Source organism: Massilia sp. LjRoot122, from assembly GCF_964252725.1.
Taxonomy (GTDB): Bacteria; Pseudomonadota; Gammaproteobacteria; order Burkholderiales; family Burkholderiaceae_D; genus Telluria.
This window is the reverse complement of record NZ_CAXUPB020000001.1, coordinates 1,844,700-1,865,935: the sequence shown is the minus strand read 5'-3', so window position 1 is coordinate 1,865,935 and position 21,236 is coordinate 1,844,700. Positions and strand designations below refer to the sequence as shown.

The window sequence follows — 21,236 nt, the reverse complement described above, 5'->3', positions numbered from 1 at the left end:
CTCTGATAGTTGAGCGACTGACATGATAATTCAGGGACAGCCCTGCTGCATGGCCGCCGCCATCTCTTCGGGCGAGACGTCGCGGATATGGGTCGCCATCGACCAGCGGTGGCCGAACGGGTCTTCGACCACGCCGTAGCGGTCGCCCCAGAACATGTCGGCCGGCGCCATGCGCGCGATCGCGCCGGCCTCCACGGCGCGCTCGAAGGCGCGGTCGACGTCCGGCACCGACAGATGGATGGTGACCGGCGTACCGCCCAGCGCCCGGGGGCCGCTGGCATCCCAGTCGGGGAACTCGTCCATCAGCATGAGCATCGAATCGCCGATGCGTACCGCTGCGTGGGCCAGCTTGCCGCCCGGCCCCGGCAGCCGCATGACTTCGGCGGCGCCGAAGGCGCGCTCATAGAAGACGATGGCATCGGCCGCGCCGTCGCAGACCAGGTGCGGGGTGATGGTGTGCATGCCGTCTTCGACGGGCTTGACCTTGCTGTTCTCGGTATTCATGGACGGCTCCTGTGTTGGACTAGCGTACAGACACTAGCGCCGGGCGATGGTTCGGGCAATCCCCAAGAAGTTTGAGCCGGGCCGTCCCTAGCGGTCCAGCACGTCCTGCAGCCTCTGCGCCAGGAAATCCACCAGCGCCGCCACCCGCGGCGCCAGCGATCCCTGTTTATAGAACACCGCCCACACCGGCTGGGTCCAGGGCAGGGTCGCCTCTTCCAGCACCGGCACGAGGCGCCCGGCCGCGACGTCGGCGCGCGTCAGGAAATCCGACAGCGACGCCACCCCGGCCCCGGCCAGCGCCAGGTGGCGCACCGTCTCGCCGCTCGAGGCCGACACCGCCGGGGTGACGGTCCAGCCCTCCCCGCCCGCATGCCGCAGCGGCCAGGTATTCAGCGTCGCCGGCGCCGTGAAGCCGAGCGTGCGGTGGGCGTGGAGGGCGGCGGCGTCCGCCGGCACGCCGTGCTTGTCGAGGTAGGCGGGTGCGGCCAGCACCCGCAGCCGCGAGTTGCCGAGGCGGCGCGCATTCAGGGTCGAATCCGGCAGGTTCCCGATGCGGATCGCCAGGTCGGCCCTTTCCTCGATCAGGTCGACATAGGTTTCGCCGCTGACCAGCTCCAGCTGCACCAGCGGATAGGCATCCAGGAAGGCCGGCACCAGCGGCGCCAGCAGGTGGTCGAGCGCGGGCGTGGCCGCATTCACCCGCACCAGGCCCGAGGGCTGCGAGCGGCGCGCCGCCGCCTCCGCCTCGGTATTCGCCAGCTCGGCCAGCAGGCTGCGCGCCCGCCCCAGCAGCCAGCTCCCCTCCTCCGTCAGCTGCAGGCGCCGCGTCGTACGGTGCATCAGCGTCATGCCCAGCTGCGCTTCGAGCCGCGAGATCGTGCGCGACACGCCCGAGGGCGTCTGCCCGAGGCGCTCGGCGGCATGCGAGAACGAGCCCGTATCTATGACTGCAGTGAAGGCAATCAATGCCTCTACGTCGATCATTCGTGACTCCCAGTCAAAAGTAAATTGTACGCCAAGGCATTTTTCTATGTGCGCCCCGGCGCCACACTGCTGGCCTGGATCAACCGGCAGACAAGGAGAACACCATGCCACTCGCACTCTGGGCGCTGACCCTCAGCGCTTTCGCCATCGGCACGACCGAATTCGTGATCGTCGGCCTCATTCCCACCATCGCCGCCAGCCTGAAGGTGTCGGTGCCTTCCGCCGGCCTGCTGGTGAGCCTGTATGCGCTCGGCGTCGCCGTCGGCGCACCGGTCCTCACCGCCCTGACCGGCCGCGTGCCGCGCAAGCTGCTGCTGCTCGGCCTGATGATGCTGTTCACGGTCGGCAACCTGGTGGCCTGGATGGCGCCGGGTTATACCGCCCTGATGGCCGCACGCGTGCTCACCGGCCTCGCCCACGGCGTGTTCTTCTCGATCGGCTCGACCATCGCCACCAGCCTGGTGCCGAAGGAGAAAGCCGCGAGCGCGATCGCCCTGATGTTCACCGGCCTGACCGTGGCCCTGGTCACCGGCGTGCCGCTCGGGACCTTCATCGGCCAGCACTTCGGCTGGCAGGCGACCTTCCTCGCGGTGTCGCTGCTGGGCGTGGCCGCCATGATCGGCAGCTGGATCCTGGTGCCGGCCAGTATTGCAGGCAGCAAGCCGGCCAGCCTCCTGACCCAGCTCGCGGTGCTGAAGAAGCCGCGCCTGCTGCTGGTGTACGCCATGACCACGCTCGGCTACGGCGGCTCCTTCATCGCCTTCACCTACCTGGCGCCGATCCTGCAGGAGGTGTCCGGCTTTGCCGCGTCGAGCGTGAGCCTGGTGATGCTGGTCTACGGCGTCTCGGTCGCGGCCGGGAACATCTGGGGCGGCAAGCTGGCCGACCGCAAGGGGCCGCTGCCGGCGCTGCAGATCGTGTTCGCCCTGCTGGCCCTGGTGCTGCTGGTGCTGAGCTTCACGGCGCCGGACAAGTGGCTGGTGCTGGCCACCGTGCTGGCCTGGGGCGCGGTCGCCTTCGGCAACGTGCCCGGCCTGCAGGTCTACGTGGTGCAGCGCGCCGAATGCGATGCACCGCAGGCGGTGGACGTGGCGTCGGGCCTGAACATCGCCGCCTTCAACGTCGGCATCGCCCTCGGCGCCTGGGGCGGCGGCATCATCGTCGCCCGCTTCGGCCTGATGGCCACGCCCTGGATCGGCGCCCTGATCGTGCTTGGCGCCTTCCTGCTGACCACGCTGGCGCGCTGGCTCGACCGCCGTGACGGCTTGCCGGCCAAGGCCGCCCTCAGGGGGTTTGCATTGGAATGAGGCTGACGATTATTCGTCCAGTTCGGGATAGTGGCGGAAGATGCCGTTCTGGTTGAACGGGATCCGCCGCGGCGAGGCCAGGTAGGCGGCGATGTTGGGACGTGCGGCCACGCGGTCGCGCAGCGCGGCCAGGGCCGGATAGTCGCCTTCGAGCCGCTTCATCGCATTCGGGAAGGCATAGCGCAGGCCCTCGATCACCTGGAACAGCGACAGGTCGGCATAGGTCGGCTTGTCGCCCACCAGCCAGTCGCGCTGCTCGGGGTTGCTGAGGATGCGCGAGAAATAGCCGAAGAACTTGGGCAGGCGGGTCTCGATGAAGTCGGCGGCGCGCCGCTGCGCTTCCGGCTTCTGGTCTTCGTAGTACAGCGAGGTGGCGATCGGGTGGTGGGTGTCGTGGATCTCGGCGACCAGGTCGGCGATGGTCAGCTGCAGCTGGTGGGTCCACAGCCGTCCCGGATCGCTGCGCGGCGCCAGCGCATGCTGCTCGCCGAGAAACAGCAGGATGTTGGCGACCTGGCCGATGGTCAGCTCGCCCGCGCGCAGGAAAGGCGGCGCGAACGAGGGATGGGCTTCGGTGTCGAGCGCCGACAGCAGGAGGTCCATGCCGCCGGCGCGGCGCGCCACATCCACGTACTCCGCCCCGGCTTCCTCCAGGGCGAGCCGGACGAACTCCCCGCGTCCCTGGATTCCCGGCCAGTAAAAAAGTTCATACGCCATCTCGCACCTCCGGTCTGCTTCGGTTTGGCGCAATTATCGATGATGAATCAGAAGCGTGTCGCCGCACAAACATGGTAATCTTGTGTTGCCTGTCAGGCGAAAACAAAAAGTCGCAAGAAGACGCAAAAAGCCGATCAAGAGAGAGACACCATGAACGCAACCCTTTGCTGCGGTTCCCTTCACCTCACTACCCTCCCTCTGTCGTATCCAGGCACAAGTTAGCATCCACGGCTATTGCATGGCAGAATGTGATTTCTGTTGTGCAATCCCGCGCTTGGTTGTCCCCAAGCGGCGGGCAAGTTAAAGACGGAGGCGCCATCCCGGCGCCCGCAACTTTACTGCCGACTGGAGCTCTCACATGATCTTCGCTCATCTGTCCAAGAGCTGGCTCGCCCGCCGCAGCCAGTACACGCCCGCTTCGTGGATGCTGAGTATCGTGCGCAGCCTGCGCGTGCTGCGCTACTGGCGCGAGCACCAGGCCCTGTGCCGGCTCGACCTGGTGCGCCGCTTCGTCGCGGCCGCCCCCAACGACGACCTGTTCCACCACCTGAGCCACCGCAGCTACCTGTCGAAAGACCTGAGTGCGCGCGAGCGCGTGCAGTGCGTGCTGTCGCACTACCGTTTCGAGGACGGCGCCTTCGGCAACGCTTACCACCAGGCGGTCTACGGCGGCGGCGGGCTCACGCTGTGGCAGCATCAGTCGCAGCACGAAGGCGGCGAGCATGCTTTCCTCCTGCGCCTCGAGATGGCGCCGCGCCACGATGCCGAGGGCGACCTCACCATCTCGCTGGTCGCCGACGGCAAGTACCTGCACCGCCTCTCCTATACCTGGGTGGACGGGCAACTGGCGGGCGTCGACCTGCCGACCGTTCCCTTCGTCACCCGCAACCAGGGCCGCTGGACCGATTCCGGCGCCGCCTTCGACGCCTTCGAGGAAGCCTTCCCCAACAACTCGCCGAGCTTCTTCTGCTTCGCCGCGATGCAGGGCGTGGCCCAGGCGCTGGGCATCGACCAGGTGGCGGCCATCAAGTGCACCTCGCACGTCGCCTACAATCCCGTCGACGTCAAGCACTTCGAGAACGCCTATGACGGCTTCTGGAAGATCCTGGGCGGCGTCGAGATGCCGGGCCGCAGCTACCTGATCCGCCTGCCCTTCTACCTCAAGCCGTTGGCCGACATGCCGTCCAAGCACCGCAAGCGCGCCGCCCAGCGCCGCGAGTTCTGGCGCGCCATCGGCGACTCCACCCGCAGCACGATGCTGCGCCACATGGTGCCGGCAGCCAGCGCGCAGGCGCGCACGGCGACGGCGCCGGCCACGGCCGAAGCCTGATACCACGGTCCGGGAGCGGCGGATGCCGCGGTGAGAATTGGAGAGACATGGCGCCGGGGTCCCCTCCTATACTGGGCGCCCTGCCAACGCCTCCACACGCCATGACCCGCCTGCCGACTGCCTTTCTATCCGCGCTGTTGTCCGCCCTGCTGTTCTGCGCCCTGCCCGCCGCCCAGGCCACACCCCTGATACCCGAACCCGGCCCGCTTCCGGTCGGCCTCAAGGTGCTCAAGCAGTACGACCACGCGCGCGTCTACAAGACCCGTGTCTCGCTCACCACCGGCAAGCCGGCGAGCGGCGAACGGGCGCGTCCGATGCAGGTGCTGGTGTGGTACCCGGCCGTGCGCGCCGGACGGCCGCTCAGCTTCGGCGATTACCTCGCAACAAGTGTCACGGAATCCGGCTTCGACCTCTCCCCTGACGAGCTGAAGCGCCGCAGCGCACAGCAGCTCGCGCAGTTCGCCGGGGCGATCGGCAAGGAGGCCGTGCAGCGGGAGCTGGCGCAGCCGATGCTGGCAACGCTGGACGCGCCGGCACGGGGTGGCCGCTTCCCGGTGCTGATCTACGCGCCCAGCTTCAGCGCCAGCGCGGCCGAGAATGCCGACCTGTGCGAATACCTGGCCAGCCAGGGCTATATCGTGCTGTCCAGCGCCTCGCAGGGCGCACGTACGCGTGCGATGACGGACGATGTCGAAGGCCTGGAAACGCAGGCGGCCGACATCGCCTGGCTGATCGCCCAGGCCGCCGCGCTGCCGCAGGCGGACATGGAGCGCCTCGCGGTGGCGGGTTTCAGCTGGGGCGGCCTGGCCAATGTGCTGGCCGCCGCCCGCGACGACCGCATCAAGGCGCTGGTCAGCATCGACGGCTCGGTCCGCTATTTCCCCCAGTTCGTGGACGGCGGCAAGGCCGCGGTGCCCTACGTGACCCCGGCGCGCCTGCCGCTGCCGCTGCTCTACCTGGCCCAGCGCCCCCGCTCGATCGAGGCCCTGAACCGCAGCGAAAAGAGCACGGCCTTCAGCCTGCTGAACCGGATGAGCTACTCCGACGTGTTCGTGGCCACGATGCATCCGATGCTGCACCAGCACTTCGCGGCGGACGGGCTGCGCTTCGCCCGCGCCAGCGATTTCGCCGACTACGACCGGGACGAGGTCCGCGCCGCGCATGCTTGGATGGCGCGCTACGTGCATCGCTTCCTCGACGCCTACCTGAAAGGCGACAAGGCAGCGCAGGCCTTCCTGGCCAACCGGCCCGAGGCCAACGGCGCACCGAAGCGCATGATCACGATGGAAGCGAAACGCGGCAGCGGCCTGGCGCCGACCCACGAGAACTTCGCCGGCCAGCTGGCCGAACGCGGATTCGACCAGGCCTTCGAGCTCTACCAGGACATGCAGGCGCGCGGCGCCAGCTTCAAGCTCGGCCCGGACGCGATCAATTCCTGGGGCTACGAGCTGCTGCGCGACGGCATGCATGCCGAATCCATCGCCATCTTCAGCTTCGGCACCCGCCTCCTGCCCGAGGATGCGAACCTGTTCGACAGCCTGGGCGAAGCGCAGGAAGCGGCGGGCTACAAGGAAGATGCCGTGCGCAGCTACCGCCGTTCGCTGGAACTCAACCCGAAGAACAGCAACGCCGTGGCGCGCCTGAAGGTGCTGGACCTGAAAGTGTCCAGCCTGGCGCCCAAGTAAGCACAGGGCCGGCGGCCGCCGGCCCTTGCCACATTCACCACGCCCGCCCGGGTCCGTGGTACACTGCCGCCTCGCTAGGGGTCCTGGTGCGCGCAAGGTCGCGCTGCCGGGTGAGAGATACCCTTCGTACCTGATCTGGATAATGCCAGCGAAGGAAAGCGCAACGCAGTTCCCAATTTGTTTGCCCTTCCCCCACGTTGGCTCCGGCTTTTTCATCAAAAGCAGCGCGCCGCTTTGCCGTGGCGCGCGAAGACGAGCAAACCATGACTTTCAAGCTGAAGCACTCCGTTCTTGCCTGCGCCATCCTGCAGGCCTTCTCCCTTACCGCATCCGCACAGCAAACCGAAGGCGTCGCCTCGGTGGTGGTCACCGGCAGCCGCTGGGTCGCCAGCGACCGCGCCAGCATCGGTGGTTTCTCCGAGTCGCCGCTGCTCGACACCCCGGCCTCGATCACCGCCATCAACCGCACCCAGATGCTGGACCTGTCGATTCGCAACGTGAGCGACGCCGCGCGCTTCGACGCCTCGGTCGGCGATGCCTACAACGCGGTCGGCTATGCCGAGCAGTTCTCGATCCGCGGTTTCGCCCTCGACAACGCCAGCAGCTACCGCAAGGACGGCATCGCGATCCCCGCCGACACCCAGATCCCGCTGGAGAACAAGGAACGCATCGAAGTGCTGCGCGGCCTGGCCGGCCTGCAGGCCGGCGTCGCGGCGCCGGGCGGCATGGTCAACTTCGTCACCAAGCGCCCGACCAATGCGCCGCTGCGCTCGGCGCTGGTGGAAGTGAGCGAACGCGGCACCCTGCACGGCGCGATCGACCTGGGCGGCCGCTTCGACGACCGCCGTTTCGGCTACCGCATCAATGCCGCGGCCGAAGACATCAAATCCTATGTGCGCGGCGCCGACGGCGAGCGCCAGTTCGTGTCGGGCGCCTTCGACTGGCAGATCAGCCCGAACGCCCTACTGCAGCTGGACCTGGACCACCAGCACAAGTCGCAAATCACCGCGCCGGGCTACCAGCTGCTGCGCAACGAAGTCCTGCCGACCGGCATTTCGCCCAAGACCCTGCTGAACGACCAGCCCTGGACCAAGCCGGTCGAGACCGACAGCAGCAACCTGGGGCTGCGCTTCGAATACCGCCTCAATCCCGACTGGACCGCGACCGTCAACGCCAACAAGCACTGGTTCAAGCGCGACGACTACACCGCCTTCCCCTACGGCTGCAGCAACGAGGGCGACGGCTTCTATCCGGGCTACTGCTCGAACGGCGACTACGACGTCTACGATTACCAGAGCGTCGGCGAGCGCAAGACGCCGTGGGGCGCGCAGGCCATGCTGCAGGGCCGCTTCGCCACGGGCGCCGTGCGCCACCAGCTGACTGTCGGCGCGGCGATGTCGGAGCGCCACGACAGCTTCGGCACCTATGTCTACGACTACGCCGGCTACAGCAACATCTGGAACAAGCTGGTCGTCGATCCGGCGCCGGGCAATCCGCGCACCGGTCCGGTGATGGAGCGCCGCAACGACCGCGAAGGCGCGCTGTTCGTGCAGGACGTGGCCACGCTGTCGGAAGGCCTCACGCTGCACACCGGCCTGCGCTGGGTGAAGCTCAAGCGCGACGAACTGGCCGAGATCGAACAGGGCTGGGTGCACGCTGATGACAGCTTCGTGCTGCCGAGCGTGGCCCTGGTCTACAAGCCGGCGCGCGACTGGAGCGTCTACGGCTCGCTGAGCCACGGCCTGCAGCACGGCGGCATCGCCGAGATGGGCACCGCCAACGAAGACAGCGTGCTGCCGCCGAGCCGCTCGAAGCAGGTGGAGCTGGGCGTCAAGGGCATCGTCAACCAGGCCGTGATGCTGTCGGCCGCCGCCTTCGACATCCGCCAGGGCCTGGAGTACGTGAATGGCGCCAACCTGTTCGTGCGCGCCGGCCAGCAGCGCCACCGCGGCGTCGAACTGGCGGCCCAGGGCAAGCTCAATCCCGACCTGAACTACAGCCTGTCGGTGATGGCGCTCGACGCGGAGCAGACCGGCACCGGCGACGCCAGCGTGGAAGGCAAGCGCGTGACCAACGTGCCGGAATTGCGTTCGACCGCCTGGGTGGAGTATGCGGTGCCGGCAGTGGCCGGCCTGAAGCTCGACGCGACCTGGCAGTACTCGGGCAGCAAGGCCTTCGACCCGGCCAACCGCGCCATCGTCCCGGGCTACCACGTGGCCGCGCTGGGCGCCTCGTATGCACTGAAGGTGGGCGGCATGCACACCATCTTGCGCGCGCGCGTGGACAATGTGTTCGACAAGTTCTACTGGCGCGACGTGACGCAGTCGCTGGGCGGCTACCTGCTGCCGGGCGCACCGCGGACCTTCCGGGTGTCGGCGCAGTTCGACTTCTGACGCGCTTTGCCTGCCACGCTTGCCGTGGCAGGCGTCCTCAATCCGTCAGCTCGGCCAGCTTGCCCAGGCAGCGGCGCTGGAAGCCGTTCAATCCGTCGGTGACGAAGCTGTCGTCGTCTTCGATCACGCTGGCGTCGAGCAGCAGGCGCAGCTTGGCGATGCGGTCGCCCTGGGCCAGGGCCTGGGCCAGCTGCGGCCCGTCCGGGTCGCCCGCCCAGGCGATTGCCTCGACCACCTCGGCGGGGAAGTCCCAATGCCGGGCGATCACCGCCGACAGCTGGCGGCTGGCTGCGAACAGTTCGACCCCGAAGGTCCCCGAACCCGGCACCTTGCCGCCGCAGAGGCCCTCGGCCACCTGGAAGGCGACCTGCAGGCCCACGTTCTGCATCAGGCCGGCCAGGTAGGATTCGAACACGCCGGCGGACAGTCCCGGCGCCATCACGCTGGCGGCGAAGGCGCAGCGTTCGGAGTGGCGCCAGACCACCGGCGCCACCTGGCGCGCCACGCCCTGCACCTTCACCCGCACCAGGGGACGCATCGCGATTTTCGCCAGCAGCATGCGCAGGCCGTTCAGGCCCAGCATCGTGACCGCGCCGTCGATGGCTTCGATCGGCCTGGCCGGCCGGTAATAGGCGCTATTCGCCTCGCGGATCACTTCGGCGACCAGCACCAGGTCGCGTCCCACCTCGGCCGACAGCGCGGAGATCGAGATGTTCTCGTCCGACAGCGCGCCGAGCAGTTGCGTGATCAGCTCGGGTACCCGCGGCACCATCACCGAGGCCTTGTCGGGATCGTCCACCAGGGCGCGCACCGCATCGAGGATCTGCTGCTCCACTTCCGCGCTGGCGTTGGTGCCGCTCGATCTGACCAGCCAGCGGTAGAAGGCGGCATCCACCTCGGCCGTCATGTTGTCGGTTTGTACTTCCGCGGCCTCATCGGTGCCGGCAGCGGCAGCAGTCTCCTTCTCGTTGCCGCCCAGTAGGCGGCCTATCCAGTTTTTCACAGCGCACCGCCGTATTGTCAACGCAGAGAAAACTATTTTAATACCATACGGCAACAAAAAGACAAGCGTAAGAAGTTTTTCTTTGGATCTATATCAATAGCGCGACGCTTAGCGGGCCGGGCCCAGCAACAGCTCGACCTGCCGTAAGCGCTGCGGCAGGCTGCCTTCCAGCAGGACATAGGGGATGGCGCGCGCGTCCAGGGTCTCGAGCAGCATCCGGTGCACCTTCTGGCGCACCTCCTCCGATTCGCGCTGCAGGCCGTCCGGCTCCCACGGGCTGTCGGGCGCCGTCACCAGGGTCCAGGCGTAGTCGTGGCTGCTGTCGAGGCGCGCCAGCTGCGGGTCGACGCGGTTCCAGTACTGGCGGCTGTACAGCGCCGTCATCAGCGGCGAGGTGTCGCAGAACAGGAAGCGCTGCGCACGCCCGGCAGCCTCGTTCTCGCGTGCGCGCTGGGTGCAGGCGATCGGGTACTGGTCGCTCTCGAAGGGCACGCGGCCACGGGTGTCGACGAATTCGCGCAGGTATTCCGGCACCCACACGGTGCCGTAATGCCGCGCCAGGGCTTCGCACAGGGTCGATTTGCCCGAGGATTCGGCGCCCAGCACCGCGACGCGTGCGACCGCCCCGCTCATGCATCCCTCCGCGCGATGTTCGACCAGGCGCGCCAGCCGGTCCAGGCCAGCACCACGAACACGGCATACAGCAGCGCGGTCAGCATCAATCCCTTGTAGACGTACAGGCCGACGTAGAGCACGTCCACCACGATCCAGACCAGCCAGTTTTCCACCTTCTTGCGTCCCAGCAGGAGCTGGCCCACCAGGCTGCCCGCGGTGAGGAAGCCGTCCGCATGCGGCACGTCGGTGTCGGTGAGATGATCGAGGAACTGGGACAGCAGCACGAAGCCGATCGCCCAGGCGGCGATGGCCCAGCCCCGGCCCGCGCGCTGCAGGCGCGTCACCACCAGCTGCTGGTCGCCGGCGCCGTGCAGCCACTGGTACCAGCCCCAGACCGAGGCCCCGATGAATACGAACTGCAGGCCCATGTCGCCATACAGTTTAGCGTCGAAGAACACCAGCGCATAGGTCGCCGAGGAGACGATCGAGAACAGCCAGGCCCAGTGCTTCTGGCGGATGTTCAGCAGCACGGTGGTCGCCGCCAGCAGGAAGGAGATGAGTTCCAGCGGGGTGGTGCTGAAACCGAGGACGGCGAGCGGTTCGTTCATTCGGATGCGATGTGGTGGGCGACGGCGCCAGGTCAGCAGGCGATTATGGCTACTCGCCACCGTTTGCGCAAGCCGGACCGTCCGAATCCGGACACCATTGCCCGCGGGCGGGCAAGGCCACTGGCACAGGCAGGCCGTTGCAGGGGCACAGCGTGCTGGCACGGTGCTTGCAATAGCAAGGCAAACAACTATTCGCCGCCCTATGGACCGAGCCCTCGACCCCGCATTCACCCAGCGCCGCCTGCGCATCCGCATCGCCGCCGCGATCCTGCTGCTCGCCGGCCTGGTGCTGGCCTGCTGGTTCCTCAACCGCGCGCTGCGCCCCAGCGTGGCGGAATCCGACATCGTGCTGTCGACCGTGCGCCGCGGCGACGTCGCCAATACCATCAATGCCGCCGGCATCGTCATCCCCGTGCACGAGGAAGTCGTCGCCAGCCCCGTGGTCAGCCGCGTGGCCAAGGTCCACGCCAAGCCGGGCCAGCAGGTCAAGGCCGGCCAGCTGATCCTGGAGCTGGACGACCGCGAGATCCGCCTGGCGCTGGACGCGCTGCGCGAACAGCTGGCGCAGCAGGAAAACCGCATCGCCACCCTGAAGCTCGAGCTGGCGCAGAAGCACAAGCAGCTCCTGGCCGGCATCGAACTGCTCGAACTCGACCTGCTCTCGAGCCGCGCCCTCAACGAACGCAACCAGAAGCTGCGCCAGAGCGGCCTGGTCTCGGGCGAAAACCTGCTGGCCGGCGAGCTGGCCGTGAAGCGCGCCGAGATCCAGCTGCGCCAGCAGCGCGAGCTGATCGCCGACAGCCGCCACACCACCGCCGCCAGCATCGCCGCCGCCGGCCTGCAGAAGGACATCCTGCAGAAGCAGATCGCGCAGCAGGAGCGGATGCTGGCCCTGGCGCGCGTCAGCGCGCCCTTCTCCGGCATGCTGACCACGGTGCTGCAGGAAGAAGGCGCCAGCGTCGCCGCCGGTCAGTTGCTGGCGCGCGTGTCGGAGCTGAACAACTACCGGGTCGAAGCGACGGTGTCGGACTTCCATGCGCGCTCCCTGGCGCAAGGCCAGGCGGTGCGCGTGGAGCAGAACGGCGAACGGCTGGATGGCCGCGTGCACACCATCCTGCCCGAGATCCAGAACGGCACCGTCAAGCTGCTGGTGGACCTGGCGCAGCCGCAGCACCCGCTGCTGCGCAACAAGATGCGGGTCGACGTCAACATCGTCACCGCACGCAAGAACGACACCCTGGTGCTCGACAGCGGCGCCGCCTTCAACGGCAGCGGGCGCCAGGACGCCTTCGCGGTACGCGACGGCGTAGCGCAGCGCACCACCCTGCAGCTGGGCAGCAGCGACGGCAAGCTGGTCGAGGTGGTGAGCGGCGCCCGTCCAGGCGAGCGCTTCATCGTGTCCGATACCAAGGCGTTTGCGAACCTCGACAGCATCCGCATCACGAACTAATCATAAAGGGAATGTCATGATCAAACTGAACAAGGTCAGCAAGACCTACCGCACCGACAAGGTGGAGACGCTGGCGCTGAAGGAGGTCGACCTGCACGTCAGGAAGGGCGAGTTCGTCGCCATGATGGGCCCCAGCGGCTGCGGCAAGAGCACCTTGCTCAACCTCATCGGCCTGCTCGACCGGCCCGGCGAGGGCAGCGTCGAGGTCGAGGGCATTCCGGTCACGCGCTACCGCGACAAGCAGGTGGCGGCGCTGCGCAACCAGACCTTCGGCTTCATCTTCCAGAGCTTCCACCTGATCCCGGATCTGCGCGTGATCGACAACGTCGAACTGCCCCTGCTCTACCGCAGCATGGGGGCCGGCGAACGGCGCCGCCTGGCGCGCGAGGCGCTGGAAAAGGTGGGACTGGGCGCGCGCATGGACCACTACCCGAACCAGCTGTCGGGCGGGCAGCAGCAGCGCGTCGCGATCGCGCGCGCCATCGTCGGCCGTCCGCAGGTGCTGCTGGCGGACGAGCCGACCGGTAACCTGGACAGCAAGATGGGCGAGGAAGTGATGGACATCCTGCTCAAGCTGAACGAGGAAGGCACGACGGTGGTGATGGTGACCCACGACGAGCGCGAGGCGCGCCGCACCAACCGCATCGTGCGGGTGTTCGACGGCCAGCTGGTCGCCTGAGGAGAGTCCCATGCTACGCAACTACCTCCTGACCGCATGGAAGGTCTTCATGCGCCGCAAGCTGTTCACCCTGATCAACCTGCTGTGCATCGTGCTCACACTGGTGGTGCTGATGGTGATCGCCTCCCTGCTCGAGACGGCCTTCCGCCCGTCCGGCGTCGAAGGCCGCAGCGATCGCTTCCTGCAGATCTTCATGATGCGCATGGACAGCCCGAAAGGCGACAGCACCAGCACCTCGCCGCTCGGCTACAAGCTGATCGACAAGTATCTCAAGCCCATGCCCGGGGTCGAGCGCGTCGCCATGGTCACGATGCCGCAGGGTGTCTCGGTGTACCAGGGCGACAGCGTGAGCGAGCTGCAGATGCGCCGCGCCGATGCCGACTACTGGAAGGTACTCGACTTCCGCCTGCTGGCCGGGCGCCTGCCCACCGCCGCCGACGATGCCGCCGGCCGCCACATCGCGGTCCTGAACGAGAGCACGGCGCGCCGCCTGTTCCCGGGAACGCCGCAGGTCGCCATCGGCCAGCGCGTCGACATCGGCGGCCAGCTCTACGAGGTGGCCGGCGTGGTGGGCGACGCGATGCACCTGAACGCCTTCGCCGACATCTGGGCGCCGATCTCCACCTATGCGTCCTCTGACTACCGCACCCAGCTGACCGGGCCCTTCGTGGCGCTGATCCTCGCCAAGGAGTCGGCCGACCTGGCACGCATCCGGCGCCAGGTCGAGGCGATCGCGCAAGGCGTGGTGCACGACGATCCGAAGCAGTGGAAGACCATCCGCTTCTGGGCCGACAGCAAGCTGGACGTGTTCGCCCGCGCGACCGTCGGCAGGTCCGACCAGCCGGATTCCGGCGCCGGCATCCTGCTTGCCATCATCGGCACGGCGATGCTGGTCTTCATGCTGCTGCCGGCGCTGAACCTGGTCAACCTGAACACCGGCCGCATCCTCGAGCGGCGCGCCGAGATCGGCGTACGCAAGGCCTTCGGCGCCACCAGCGCCCAATTGGCGGTGCAGCTGGTGGTCGAGAACGTGCTGCTGTGCCTGGCCGGCGGCCTGCTGGCACTCGGCGCCACCGCGCTGGTGCTGGCCTGGCTCGAGAACGCCGCCCTGATCCCCTATCTCGAGGTCGGCCTGAACCTGGCCGTATTCGGCTGGGGCATGCTGATCGCCACCATCTTCGGCCTGGTCTCGGGCGTGCTGCCCGCCTGGAAGATGTCGCGCCTCGATCCCGTCCACGCCCTGAAGGGAGCCGCCTGATGTTCCGCCATTTGTTGAAACTGACCTGGAAACGCAAGTCCAGGAACCTGATGCTGAGTCTTGAAATCCTGATCGCCTTCGCCATCGTGTTCGGCGTCGCCGCCTTCGGGGTGCGCTATTCGCAGCTGTACCGCATGCCGCTCGGCTTCGACGGCGCCGACCTGTGGTCGGTGAGCCTGATGGTCGGCGACGAACAGCAGACCCGGATCGAGGGAAGCGTGTACGACAGCCTGCGCCGCGGCCTGGCCGAGCTGCCGGAAGTACGCGACGTCGCCATCGCCAGCTTCGAGCCCTATTCCAGTTCGACCATCTCGACCGACCTGCGGCGCCAGTCCCGGGACGGCGCCAAGGGCAAGTCGATGAAGACCGAAATGCTCGATGCCGACGACGGCTTTGCCCGCGTGCTGGGCCTGAAGATGGTCGAGGGACGCTGGTTCTCAGAACTGGACAACGGCAGCGCGGTCCGCGCCACCGTCATCAACCGGCGCCTGGCCGAGGCCATGTTCCCGGGCCAGCGTGCCGTCGGACAGATCATCGAGGCCAACGAAGGGCCGGACATCACGCACGGCTACCGCGTGGTCGGCGTGGTCGACGCCTACCGGCCCAAGGGCGAGCTGTCGTCCCCGGTGAACTTCGCCTTTACCCGCTTCGAGCCGGGCAAGAACGACCGCGACGCCCGCACCATCCTGCTGCGCGTGGCGCCCGGTACCGAGCGGGCCTTCGAAAAGCGCCTGAACACCCGCCTGAAGCTGATCCGCAACGACTGGTCGTACCAGATCACGCCACTCGCGGTCCAGCGCAGCAGCGCGCTGAAGAGCTATATGACACCGCTGATCGTGGTCGGCATCATCGCCGCTTTCATGCTGGTCATGGTCGCCTTCGGCCTGTTCGGCGCGCTGTGGCAAAACACCTCCCAGCGCATCCCCGAGATCGGCCTGCGCCGCGCGATCGGCGCCAGCGCCGGCCAGATCTACCGGCAGATCGTCGCCGAGCAATTCATGCTCAGCTCCGTCGCCATCGCACTGGGGCTGGCGCTGCTGGTGCAGCTGCCGCTCACCGGCGTGCTCGGCGACAGCCTGAACTGGCGCGTCTTCGCGGCGGCCGCCGGCCTGTCGATGGGGGCGATCTATCTGCTATCCTTGCTGTGCGCCCTGTATCCGGGCTGGCGCGCCAGCCGCCTGAGCCCGACCGAGGCCTTGCATCACGAATAGAAGAAGAAAGAATCTACGATGGAAGCACCACGCACCCCGCGCATCCTGGTCGTCGACGACGACGGCGCGGTCCGGGTCTCGCTGGCCCTGCTGCTCAAGCAGTCCGGTTTCGACGCGGCCTGCTGCGACGGGCCGGCCGCCGCGCTCGAGCTCCTGGCGCGCGAGCGCTTCGACCTGGTCTTGCAGGACATGAACTTCTCGCTCCAGACCAGCGGCGCCGAAGGCCTGGCGCTGCTGGCCGAGATCCGCGCGCGGCACCCTGTCCTGCCGGTGCTCCTGATGACGGCCTGGGGCTCGATCGGGCTGGCGGTCAGCGGCATCAAGGCCGGCGCCGCCAATTTCTTCACCAAGCCCTGGGACAATGCCCAGCTGGTCGACCTGATCAAGGCCACCCTGGAACTGGGCGGCCCGGGCGCCGCCGGACCGGGCCGCAAGGCGCTCGACGGCGACTTCGATTTCTCCGGCATCGTCGGCGAGCACCCCAAGCTGCTGCGGGTGCTGGCCACCATCGGCCAGGTCGCGCGCACCCGCGCCCCGGTGCTGATCCTGGGCGAGAGCGGCACCGGCAAGGAACTGGTGGCCGACGCCATCCACCGCAACAGCCCGCGCGCGGACCAGGCGCTCATCAAGATCAACATGGGCGCGATCACGCCGACCCTGTTCGAAAGCGAGATGTTCGGCCACGTGCGCGGCGCCTTCACCGATGCCAGGTCCGACCGCAAGGGCCACGTCGCCTGCGCCGATGGCGGCACCCTGTTCCTCGACGAGATCGGGGAGCTGAACCGCGGCGACCAGGTCAAGCTGCTGCGCGTGCTGCAGGACCAGCGCTACCAGCCGGTCGGCGCCAGCCGCAGCGAGCAGGCCGACATCCGCGTGGTCTCGGCCACCAACCGCGAGCTGGCCGAACTGGTGGCCGCCGGCGAATTCCGTGAAGACCTGTTCTACCGCCTGAACCTGATCACGATCCGCCTGCCGCCGCTGCGCGAGCGGCGCAGCGACATCCCCCTGCTGGCGCGCCACATCGCCGCGCGCGTCGCCGACAGCTATGGCCTGGGCGAGGTCACGCTCACGTCCGGCGCGCTCGACTGGCTGGGCGCCCAGCCCTGGCCCGGCAACATCCGCCAGCTCAAGCAGACGCTCGAACGCACCCTGCTCCTGGCCGGCAAGTCCCAGCTCAGCCAGCACGACTTTGCCGCCGCCGGCCAGCTCGACGAGGCCGGCGCCGCGCCACGCCTCGGCCTGGACGGCATGACGCTCGAACAGGTAGAAAGGCGCATGATCGAACAGGCGCTCGACCAGCACGGCGGCAACATCACGCGCGTGGCCAAGGCGCTGGGCCTGTCGCGCACCGCGCTGTACCGCCGCCTGGAACGGCACGGCCTGGCCGAACCTGGCGCCGGGGCCGGCGAATGAGCCTGCGCCGGCGGCTGGGCGCCTACCTGCTCGTCCTCCACCTTGTCATGTTCGCGGCTGCCGGCCTGCTGCTGCCCGAGCACCCATTGTTCTTCGTCGGCGCCGAAGCCCTGCTGCTGGCCAGCCTCGCCGCCGGCTTCGCGCTGATGCGGCGCGCGCTCGAACCGCTCGGCTACACGCGCCGCTTCCACGACCTGCTGCAGGACCAGAATTACGCCAACCGGCTGGCGGCACCCGCTTCGTCCGAACTCGATGAACTGGTCGGCATGTTCAATACCATGCTGGCGGCGCTGCACCGCGAGCGCCTGGCGCTGGGAGAGCAGCAGGGTTTCCTCGACCGCCTGCTGGAGGCGACGCCGAGCGCGGTGCTGGTCTTCGATTTCGACGGCGCGGTCAGCCTGGTCAATGCCAGCGCCCTGTCCATGCTGGGCCTCTACCGGCCCGAGGGCAGGCCGCTGGCGGGAGCGCAGTTCGCGCCGGGTCTCGATGCACGCGCGCGCGAACGCAGCCTGGACCTGGTCGCCCAGCTCGACGCCCTGCCCCTCGGCGACAGCCGCATGATCGCCGACACCGAAGGACGGCGCTACCGCGCCCAGCGCGGCCAGTTCTTCGACCGCGGCTTCGCCCGCCACTTCCTGATGCTCGAGGAACTGACGGCCGAACTGGAGGATTCCGAGCGCGCCACCTACGCCAAGCTGGTGCGGGTGCTGGCGCACGAGGTCAACAACACCGTCGCCGCCACCCGCTCGGTGCTCGATTCGCTGCTGTTCTACCGCAGCCAGCTGCGCGAGTCGGACGGCGTCGATTTCGCCACCGCGATCGACGCGGTCAAGCGCCGCAACGTCAGCCTGGGCGAGTTCATCGACCGCTTCACGCGGGTGGTCAAGATGCCGGCCCCGGAGCTGCGGCCGGCGGACCTGCGCGCCATCGTCGAGGACATCTTGTGGCTGAACCGGGAACAATGCGCGCGCGCCGGCATCCGGCTCGGCTGGCGCCGCTGCGAGCCGGTGCCGGCCCAGCCGATGGACTTGGGCCTGATGGAAGGGGCGCTGCTGAACGTCGTCAAGAATGCCATCGAAGCGGTGCTGGCGCGCCAGGTGGCAGGCCTGGCCGGCGGCCACGTCGAACTGTCGCTCGAACGCGATGGCGACGACACCGTGCTGGCGGTGCTCGACTCGGCCGACCTGCTGGGCGAGGTGCCGGCGCGCCAGCTGTTCACGCCCTTCTTCAGCACCAAGCAGGGCGGCCAGGGGATCGGCCTGATGTTCGTGCGCGAAGTGCTCACGCGGCACGGCTTCCCCTACTCGCTCGCGTCCACCGGCCAGGGCGAGACGCGTTTCGAGATCCGTTTTTCGTAGGGTGGGCGGGTTCCCCGCCCGCGCGTTCAACTAAACGGTGAGATGCCGCGCACTGGCCTTTCCACACTGTTTGAACGCGTGGGCGGGAGACCCGCCCACCCTACTAGCGACGGCGGCGCGCCGCGCCCAGGCCGAGCGCCGCCACGCCGAACAAGGCCAGCGAGGCCGGTTCCGGCACCTCGGCGCTGATGCCCCAGGCGTCGATCGTGCCGGCATCGCCCGCTTCGCTATCCACCACCGTCAGGGTCCAGTCGCCGAACACGTCGTGGCCGATGAAGGCCGCCAACGCCTCCTGGGGCCGGAACGAGCCGGTGTAAGGCGCATAGGCATAGCCGGCGTCGATGCCGGTGTAGGCCTGGTCGTCGAACACGGTGCCGGTATAGTTGGCGCCGCCCGAGCCGCCCTGGCGGTTCGAGAGCAGCACGGTGACGCCCTCATGGCTCAGGCTCAGCACCAGGTCGGCGTCCCAGCCGTGGGTGATGTCGACCAGCGCGTCGACGTCGAGGAGGCGGCCATGGCTGCCCACGTTCAGCGTCGAACTGACGCTGCAGGTGTCGCAGATCTCGACCGGAACATTGGCGAAGGTGGTGATGACGCCGGCTTGGGCGCCGGCGGAGGCGCCGACGGCGAATGCGGCGGCGAGGGTCAGGCAAAGAGTGTTGAATTGCACGGTGGGCTCGATTAAAAAGTGTTGGATGGTTTCAGTTAATCTTGATCAGGTCCATGGCATCGAAGGACACCGCCGGCGTCAGCCAGCTCGAGGAGCTGGTCGAACCGCTGACCACCCAGATCTTGAGCGTGTTCTGGCCGGCGATCAGGGCGCTGGCGGGAATCGTGTAGTCGTAGCTGATATTCCGCGCACGGTAGGTGCCGACCGTCATGGTGCGGGTCGACGGTTGGCTTGGCGGGAACACGTCGCCCGACTGCGAGCCGACGAAAGGCGAGGTCCAGCTGTTCACGTTGATCTGCGGCCGCCCGCCCGCCTGCGCGGCCGTGATGCCGATCCGGAAGCGGTAGGTCGAGGCGGCCGAGATCTGGCTTGCCTTCAGCGTGAAGTTGACCGTGACCGGGCCGTTCGGCGCGGTAGTCAGGCCCTTCCACTGGAAGGCCGGCATGTGCAGGCCGGGCGTCGACGTGCCGACGCGGTAGGGATTGGCGCTGCTTGCCGTCGCAAACCATGGACTCATGCGCACGTCGGACGGATGCATGATGGTGAGCTTGTCGCCATTGAGGAATTCCCTTGGCGTGCCGTCCCACTCGCCGATGCGGAACAGCGCCTGGGTCAGGCTCGGATCGCCCTTGGCGATGTGCCATTTGCCGCGCGGGTCTTCATTGTTCACCAGAGGATCGGCGCCGATCGTCACCGCCGGCACGATGTTGGTGGTGCCGGCCGTGACGTTCACCGTTGATGTGGCGACCGCCAGCTCGTTCTTGTACACCGTCATCGTGTAGCTGCCGGGGATCATGCCGTCGGCCCGCGTATTGCCGTCGTGGCTGGCGGCGTCGGCCCAGTACTGCGCCGTGGCGTTGGCGAAGCCTACCGTGTACGGGTAGGCCGCGTGGCGGCCATAAATCGCCGGCACGAACACGCCCCCGCGCGCGGCCGGCGCTACGTAGCCCAGCAGGTTCATCTTCGCGAACCAGGACGTATCGACCGGAGCAGGCGCCGTGCCGTTGTTGAAGACCATGGTGTAGGCGTTCAGGCGGTTGAAACGGAAGCCTTCGGTCTGGCCCTCGCCATAGTTGACGATGTAGGTGATCTCGTTGTTGGTGCTGGTGATCTGGTTGAGCAGGCTGCGGTAGAACGGACCGCCGGAACCGCCTTCGTTGTTGTCGCGCAGGATCCAGACGCCGGCATTCGGACCGGTGCCGCCGATATATGCCCAGTCCTTCAGGCGCGTGTTCGAATAGTGCTTGGAACGCGTCTCGCCGGCGTTCGCGCCGGTGTTGATGCCGAAGATGTCGCTCGCTTCGATGGCATGGGTGGTGCCGCGCAAATCGTCGGGCCAGGATGGCGGGCGGTTCGGATCGGCATTCACCACCAGGCCGCCCGGGGTCCCGGCTGGCGTGCCGCTGGGCAGTGCGGCGATCCGCAGGCGTGCGATGAAGCGCACCAGGGCCTGGCCGGTCGGCTCGGCGGTGAAGTGGGTGCCCATGTAGATCTTGGGATCGCCCTTCCTGACCAGGTAGTAATGGGTCAGGACCCCGGTCGTCCCGCCGAGCGTCTTGACCGTGATCTTGATGTAATCGCTGGCCGCGGTGACCGCGCTCTGGCCTGCCGCCGGCAGGGTGACGGGGACGGCGTTGCCGTTGGCGTCGACCGTTTCGGCCTTGACCTCGACCCCGGTCTGGTCCGTGTAGATGTAGTCGTAGCCGCTGTTGACCTGGGTGCCGCGGCCGGCGTCCTGGTACTCGACGCCGTTATAGACGATGCTGGACAGGTCGCCCGGCGAGGTGGTGCTGGTATCGTTCGGATGGCCGCGCACCTTGAATACCAGGCCGGCGTTGGTGTCGATGGTGTAGCTGATCACGCGATCGCTCGCGTCCTTGGTCGCGGTGACGCTGAATGCCGCCTGGGCCTGCATGGATCCGCCGGCCAGCATGGTGAACAGTGCGCAGCCTTGCAGCAGCGCTTTCAAGCTCGGTGTCTTCATCGTGTCTCCAATATGTTGTGTTGTTGTAATTGCATTTTTAGTATTGAATGTAAAGACGCGACGGGTC

The 21,236-nt window shown here is 67.7% G+C and carries 18 protein-coding genes and 1 riboswitch; of the genes, 10 read left to right on the top strand and 8 right to left on the bottom strand.

The features are described from left to right. Window positions 1-30: 30 nt before the first annotated feature. Window positions 31-504, bottom strand: coding sequence for a VOC family protein (locus ACSQ25_RS08225; protein ID WP_436105213.1), 474 nt, complete (start codon window positions 502-504; stop codon window positions 31-33). Window positions 505-591: 87 nt separating this feature from the next. Next, window positions 592-1,488: a LysR family transcriptional regulator gene (locus ACSQ25_RS08220; RefSeq protein ID WP_436105212.1), complete on the bottom strand. Its 897-nt coding sequence runs from the start codon at window positions 1,486-1,488 to the stop codon at window positions 592-594. Window positions 1,489-1,592: 104 nt separating this feature from the next. Between ACSQ25_RS08220 and ACSQ25_RS08215 the strand changes: the two genes are divergently transcribed. Further along, window positions 1,593-2,795 (top strand): MFS transporter, encoded by a 1,203-nt coding sequence (locus tag ACSQ25_RS08215; protein ID WP_436105211.1) that lies wholly within the window; start codon window positions 1,593-1,595, stop codon window positions 2,793-2,795. A gap of 9 nt (window positions 2,796-2,804) precedes the next feature. Here the strand turns inward: ACSQ25_RS08215 and ACSQ25_RS08210 are convergent, their stop codons facing one another. Beyond that, complete coding sequence (locus ACSQ25_RS08210) at window positions 2,805-3,512, bottom strand: glutathione S-transferase (RefSeq protein ID WP_436105210.1); 708 nt, start codon at window positions 3,510-3,512, stop codon at window positions 2,805-2,807. A gap of 358 nt (window positions 3,513-3,870) precedes the next feature. Here ACSQ25_RS08210 and ACSQ25_RS08205 point away from each other — a divergent pair, with 358 nt between their 5' ends. The 3 genes from ACSQ25_RS08205 (at window position 3,871) to ACSQ25_RS08195 (ending at window position 8,920) form a co-directional block, all read left to right on the top strand. Then, window positions 3,871-4,842 (top strand): DUF535 family protein, encoded by a 972-nt coding sequence (locus tag ACSQ25_RS08205; RefSeq protein ID WP_436105209.1) that lies wholly within the window; start codon window positions 3,871-3,873, stop codon window positions 4,840-4,842. 101 nt (window positions 4,843-4,943) lie between these two features. Beyond that, window positions 4,944-6,527 (top strand): CocE/NonD family hydrolase, encoded by a 1,584-nt coding sequence (locus ACSQ25_RS08200; RefSeq protein ID WP_436105208.1) that lies wholly within the window; start codon window positions 4,944-4,946, stop codon window positions 6,525-6,527. Window positions 6,528-6,593: 66 nt separating this feature from the next. Next, a riboswitch (TPP riboswitch) is annotated at window positions 6,594-6,701 on the top strand. Window positions 6,702-6,790: 89 nt separating this feature from the next. After that, the gene (locus ACSQ25_RS08195) at window positions 6,791-8,920 is read left to right on the top strand and encodes a TonB-dependent siderophore receptor (protein WP_436105207.1); all 2,130 of its coding nucleotides are present in this window, start codon (window positions 6,791-6,793) and stop codon (window positions 8,918-8,920) included. Window positions 8,921-8,957: 37 nt separating this feature from the next. Here the strand turns inward: ACSQ25_RS08195 and ACSQ25_RS08190 are convergent, their stop codons facing one another. From ACSQ25_RS08190 to pnuC, 3 genes are all read right to left on the bottom strand, one after another. Next, the gene (locus ACSQ25_RS08190; protein WP_436105206.1) at window positions 8,958-9,923 is read right to left on the bottom strand and encodes an HDOD domain-containing protein; all 966 of its coding nucleotides are present in this window, start codon (window positions 9,921-9,923) and stop codon (window positions 8,958-8,960) included. A 108-nt stretch (window positions 9,924-10,031) separates the two neighbouring features. Then, entirely contained in the window at window positions 10,032-10,556 is a 525-nt protein-coding gene (locus ACSQ25_RS08185; RefSeq protein ID WP_436105205.1) for an AAA family ATPase, read from the bottom strand. After that, window positions 10,553-11,146, bottom strand: coding sequence for a nicotinamide riboside transporter PnuC (pnuC, locus tag ACSQ25_RS08180; protein WP_436105204.1), 594 nt, complete (start codon window positions 11,144-11,146; stop codon window positions 10,553-10,555). Before pnuC ends, ACSQ25_RS08185 begins: the two co-directional genes overlap by 4 nt. Window positions 11,147-11,348: 202 nt before the next feature. Here pnuC and ACSQ25_RS08175 point away from each other — a divergent pair, with 202 nt between their 5' ends. The 6 genes from ACSQ25_RS08175 to ACSQ25_RS08150 are packed head-to-tail and all read left to right on the top strand — an operon-like array spanning window position 11,349 to window position 18,515. Further along, window positions 11,349-12,596: an efflux RND transporter periplasmic adaptor subunit gene (locus tag ACSQ25_RS08175; RefSeq protein ID WP_436105203.1), complete on the top strand. Its 1,248-nt coding sequence runs from the start codon at window positions 11,349-11,351 to the stop codon at window positions 12,594-12,596. 16 nt (window positions 12,597-12,612) lie between these two features. Beyond that, window positions 12,613-13,275, top strand: a complete 663-nt coding sequence (locus ACSQ25_RS08170; RefSeq protein ID WP_436105202.1) for an ABC transporter ATP-binding protein — start codon at window positions 12,613-12,615, stop codon at window positions 13,273-13,275. 10 nt (window positions 13,276-13,285) lie between these two features. Then, window positions 13,286-14,533, top strand: a complete 1,248-nt coding sequence (locus tag ACSQ25_RS08165) for an ABC transporter permease (RefSeq protein ID WP_436105201.1) — start codon at window positions 13,286-13,288, stop codon at window positions 14,531-14,533. 50 nt (window positions 14,534-14,583) lie between these two features. Next, the gene (locus ACSQ25_RS08160) at window positions 14,584-15,744 is read left to right on the top strand and encodes an ABC transporter permease (protein ID WP_436105200.1); all 1,161 of its coding nucleotides are present in this window, start codon (window positions 14,584-14,586) and stop codon (window positions 15,742-15,744) included. Between the two features lie 18 nt (window positions 15,745-15,762). Next, entirely contained in the window at window positions 15,763-17,157 is a 1,395-nt protein-coding gene (locus tag ACSQ25_RS08155) for a sigma-54-dependent transcriptional regulator (RefSeq protein WP_436105199.1), read from the top strand. Further along, a complete protein-coding gene (locus tag ACSQ25_RS08150; RefSeq protein WP_436105198.1) occupies window positions 17,154-18,515 on the top strand; it encodes a sensor histidine kinase in 1,362 nt (453 codons plus the stop codon). The genes ACSQ25_RS08155 and ACSQ25_RS08150 overlap by 4 nt, the downstream gene beginning before the upstream one ends. 103 nt (window positions 18,516-18,618) lie before the next feature. On the opposite strand, the gene ACSQ25_RS08145 is transcribed toward ACSQ25_RS08150, so the two are convergent. Together ACSQ25_RS08145 and ACSQ25_RS08140 are read right to left on the bottom strand one after the other, a co-directional pair. Beyond that, on the bottom strand, window positions 18,619-19,185 hold the full coding sequence (locus ACSQ25_RS08145) for a proprotein convertase P-domain-containing protein (protein ID WP_436105197.1): 567 nt from the start codon (window positions 19,183-19,185) through the stop codon (window positions 18,619-18,621). Between the two features lie 31 nt (window positions 19,186-19,216). Further along, window positions 19,217-21,169, bottom strand: coding sequence for a rhamnogalacturonan lyase B N-terminal domain-containing protein (locus tag ACSQ25_RS08140; protein ID WP_436105196.1), 1,953 nt, complete (start codon window positions 21,167-21,169; stop codon window positions 19,217-19,219). Window positions 21,170-21,236: the final 67 nt, after the last annotated feature.

Bases quoted from the DNA above. Each gene is read 5' to 3' on its own strand.
- ACSQ25_RS08150 (WP_436105198.1), top strand. From the start codon at position 17,154: ATGAGCCTGCGCCGGCGGCTGGGCGCCTACCTGCTCGTCCTCCACCTT.
- ACSQ25_RS08170 (WP_436105202.1), top strand. From the start codon at position 12,613: ATGATCAAACTGAACAAGGTCAGCAAGACCTACCGCACCGACAAGGTG.
- ACSQ25_RS08200 (WP_436105208.1), top strand. From the start codon at position 4,944: ATGACCCGCCTGCCGACTGCCTTTCTATCCGCGCTGTTGTCCGCCCTG.
- ACSQ25_RS08175 (WP_436105203.1), top strand. From the start codon at position 11,349: ATGGACCGAGCCCTCGACCCCGCATTCACCCAGCGCCGCCTGCGCATC.
- ACSQ25_RS08165 (WP_436105201.1), top strand. From the start codon at position 13,286: ATGCTACGCAACTACCTCCTGACCGCATGGAAGGTCTTCATGCGCCGC.
- ACSQ25_RS08215 (WP_436105211.1), top strand. From the start codon at position 1,593: ATGCCACTCGCACTCTGGGCGCTGACCCTCAGCGCTTTCGCCATCGGC.
- ACSQ25_RS08205 (WP_436105209.1), top strand. From the start codon at position 3,871: ATGATCTTCGCTCATCTGTCCAAGAGCTGGCTCGCCCGCCGCAGCCAG.
- ACSQ25_RS08185 (WP_436105205.1), bottom strand. From the start codon at position 10,556: ATGAGCGGGGCGGTCGCACGCGTCGCGGTGCTGGGCGCCGAATCCTCG.
- ACSQ25_RS08210 (WP_436105210.1), bottom strand. From the start codon at position 3,512: ATGGCGTATGAACTTTTTTACTGGCCGGGAATCCAGGGACGCGGGGAG.
- ACSQ25_RS08160 (WP_436105200.1), top strand. From the start codon at position 14,584: ATGCTGAGTCTTGAAATCCTGATCGCCTTCGCCATCGTGTTCGGCGTC.
- ACSQ25_RS08140 (WP_436105196.1), bottom strand. From the start codon at position 21,169: ATGAAGACACCGAGCTTGAAAGCGCTGCTGCAAGGCTGCGCACTGTTC.
- pnuC (WP_436105204.1), bottom strand. From the start codon at position 11,146: ATGAACGAACCGCTCGCCGTCCTCGGTTTCAGCACCACCCCGCTGGAA.
- ACSQ25_RS08220 (WP_436105212.1), bottom strand. From the start codon at position 1,488: ATGATCGACGTAGAGGCATTGATTGCCTTCACTGCAGTCATAGATACG.
- ACSQ25_RS08195 (WP_436105207.1), top strand. From the start codon at position 6,791: ATGACTTTCAAGCTGAAGCACTCCGTTCTTGCCTGCGCCATCCTGCAG.
- ACSQ25_RS08225 (WP_436105213.1), bottom strand. From the start codon at position 504: ATGAATACCGAGAACAGCAAGGTCAAGCCCGTCGAAGACGGCATGCAC.
- ACSQ25_RS08155 (WP_436105199.1), top strand. From the start codon at position 15,763: ATGGAAGCACCACGCACCCCGCGCATCCTGGTCGTCGACGACGACGGC.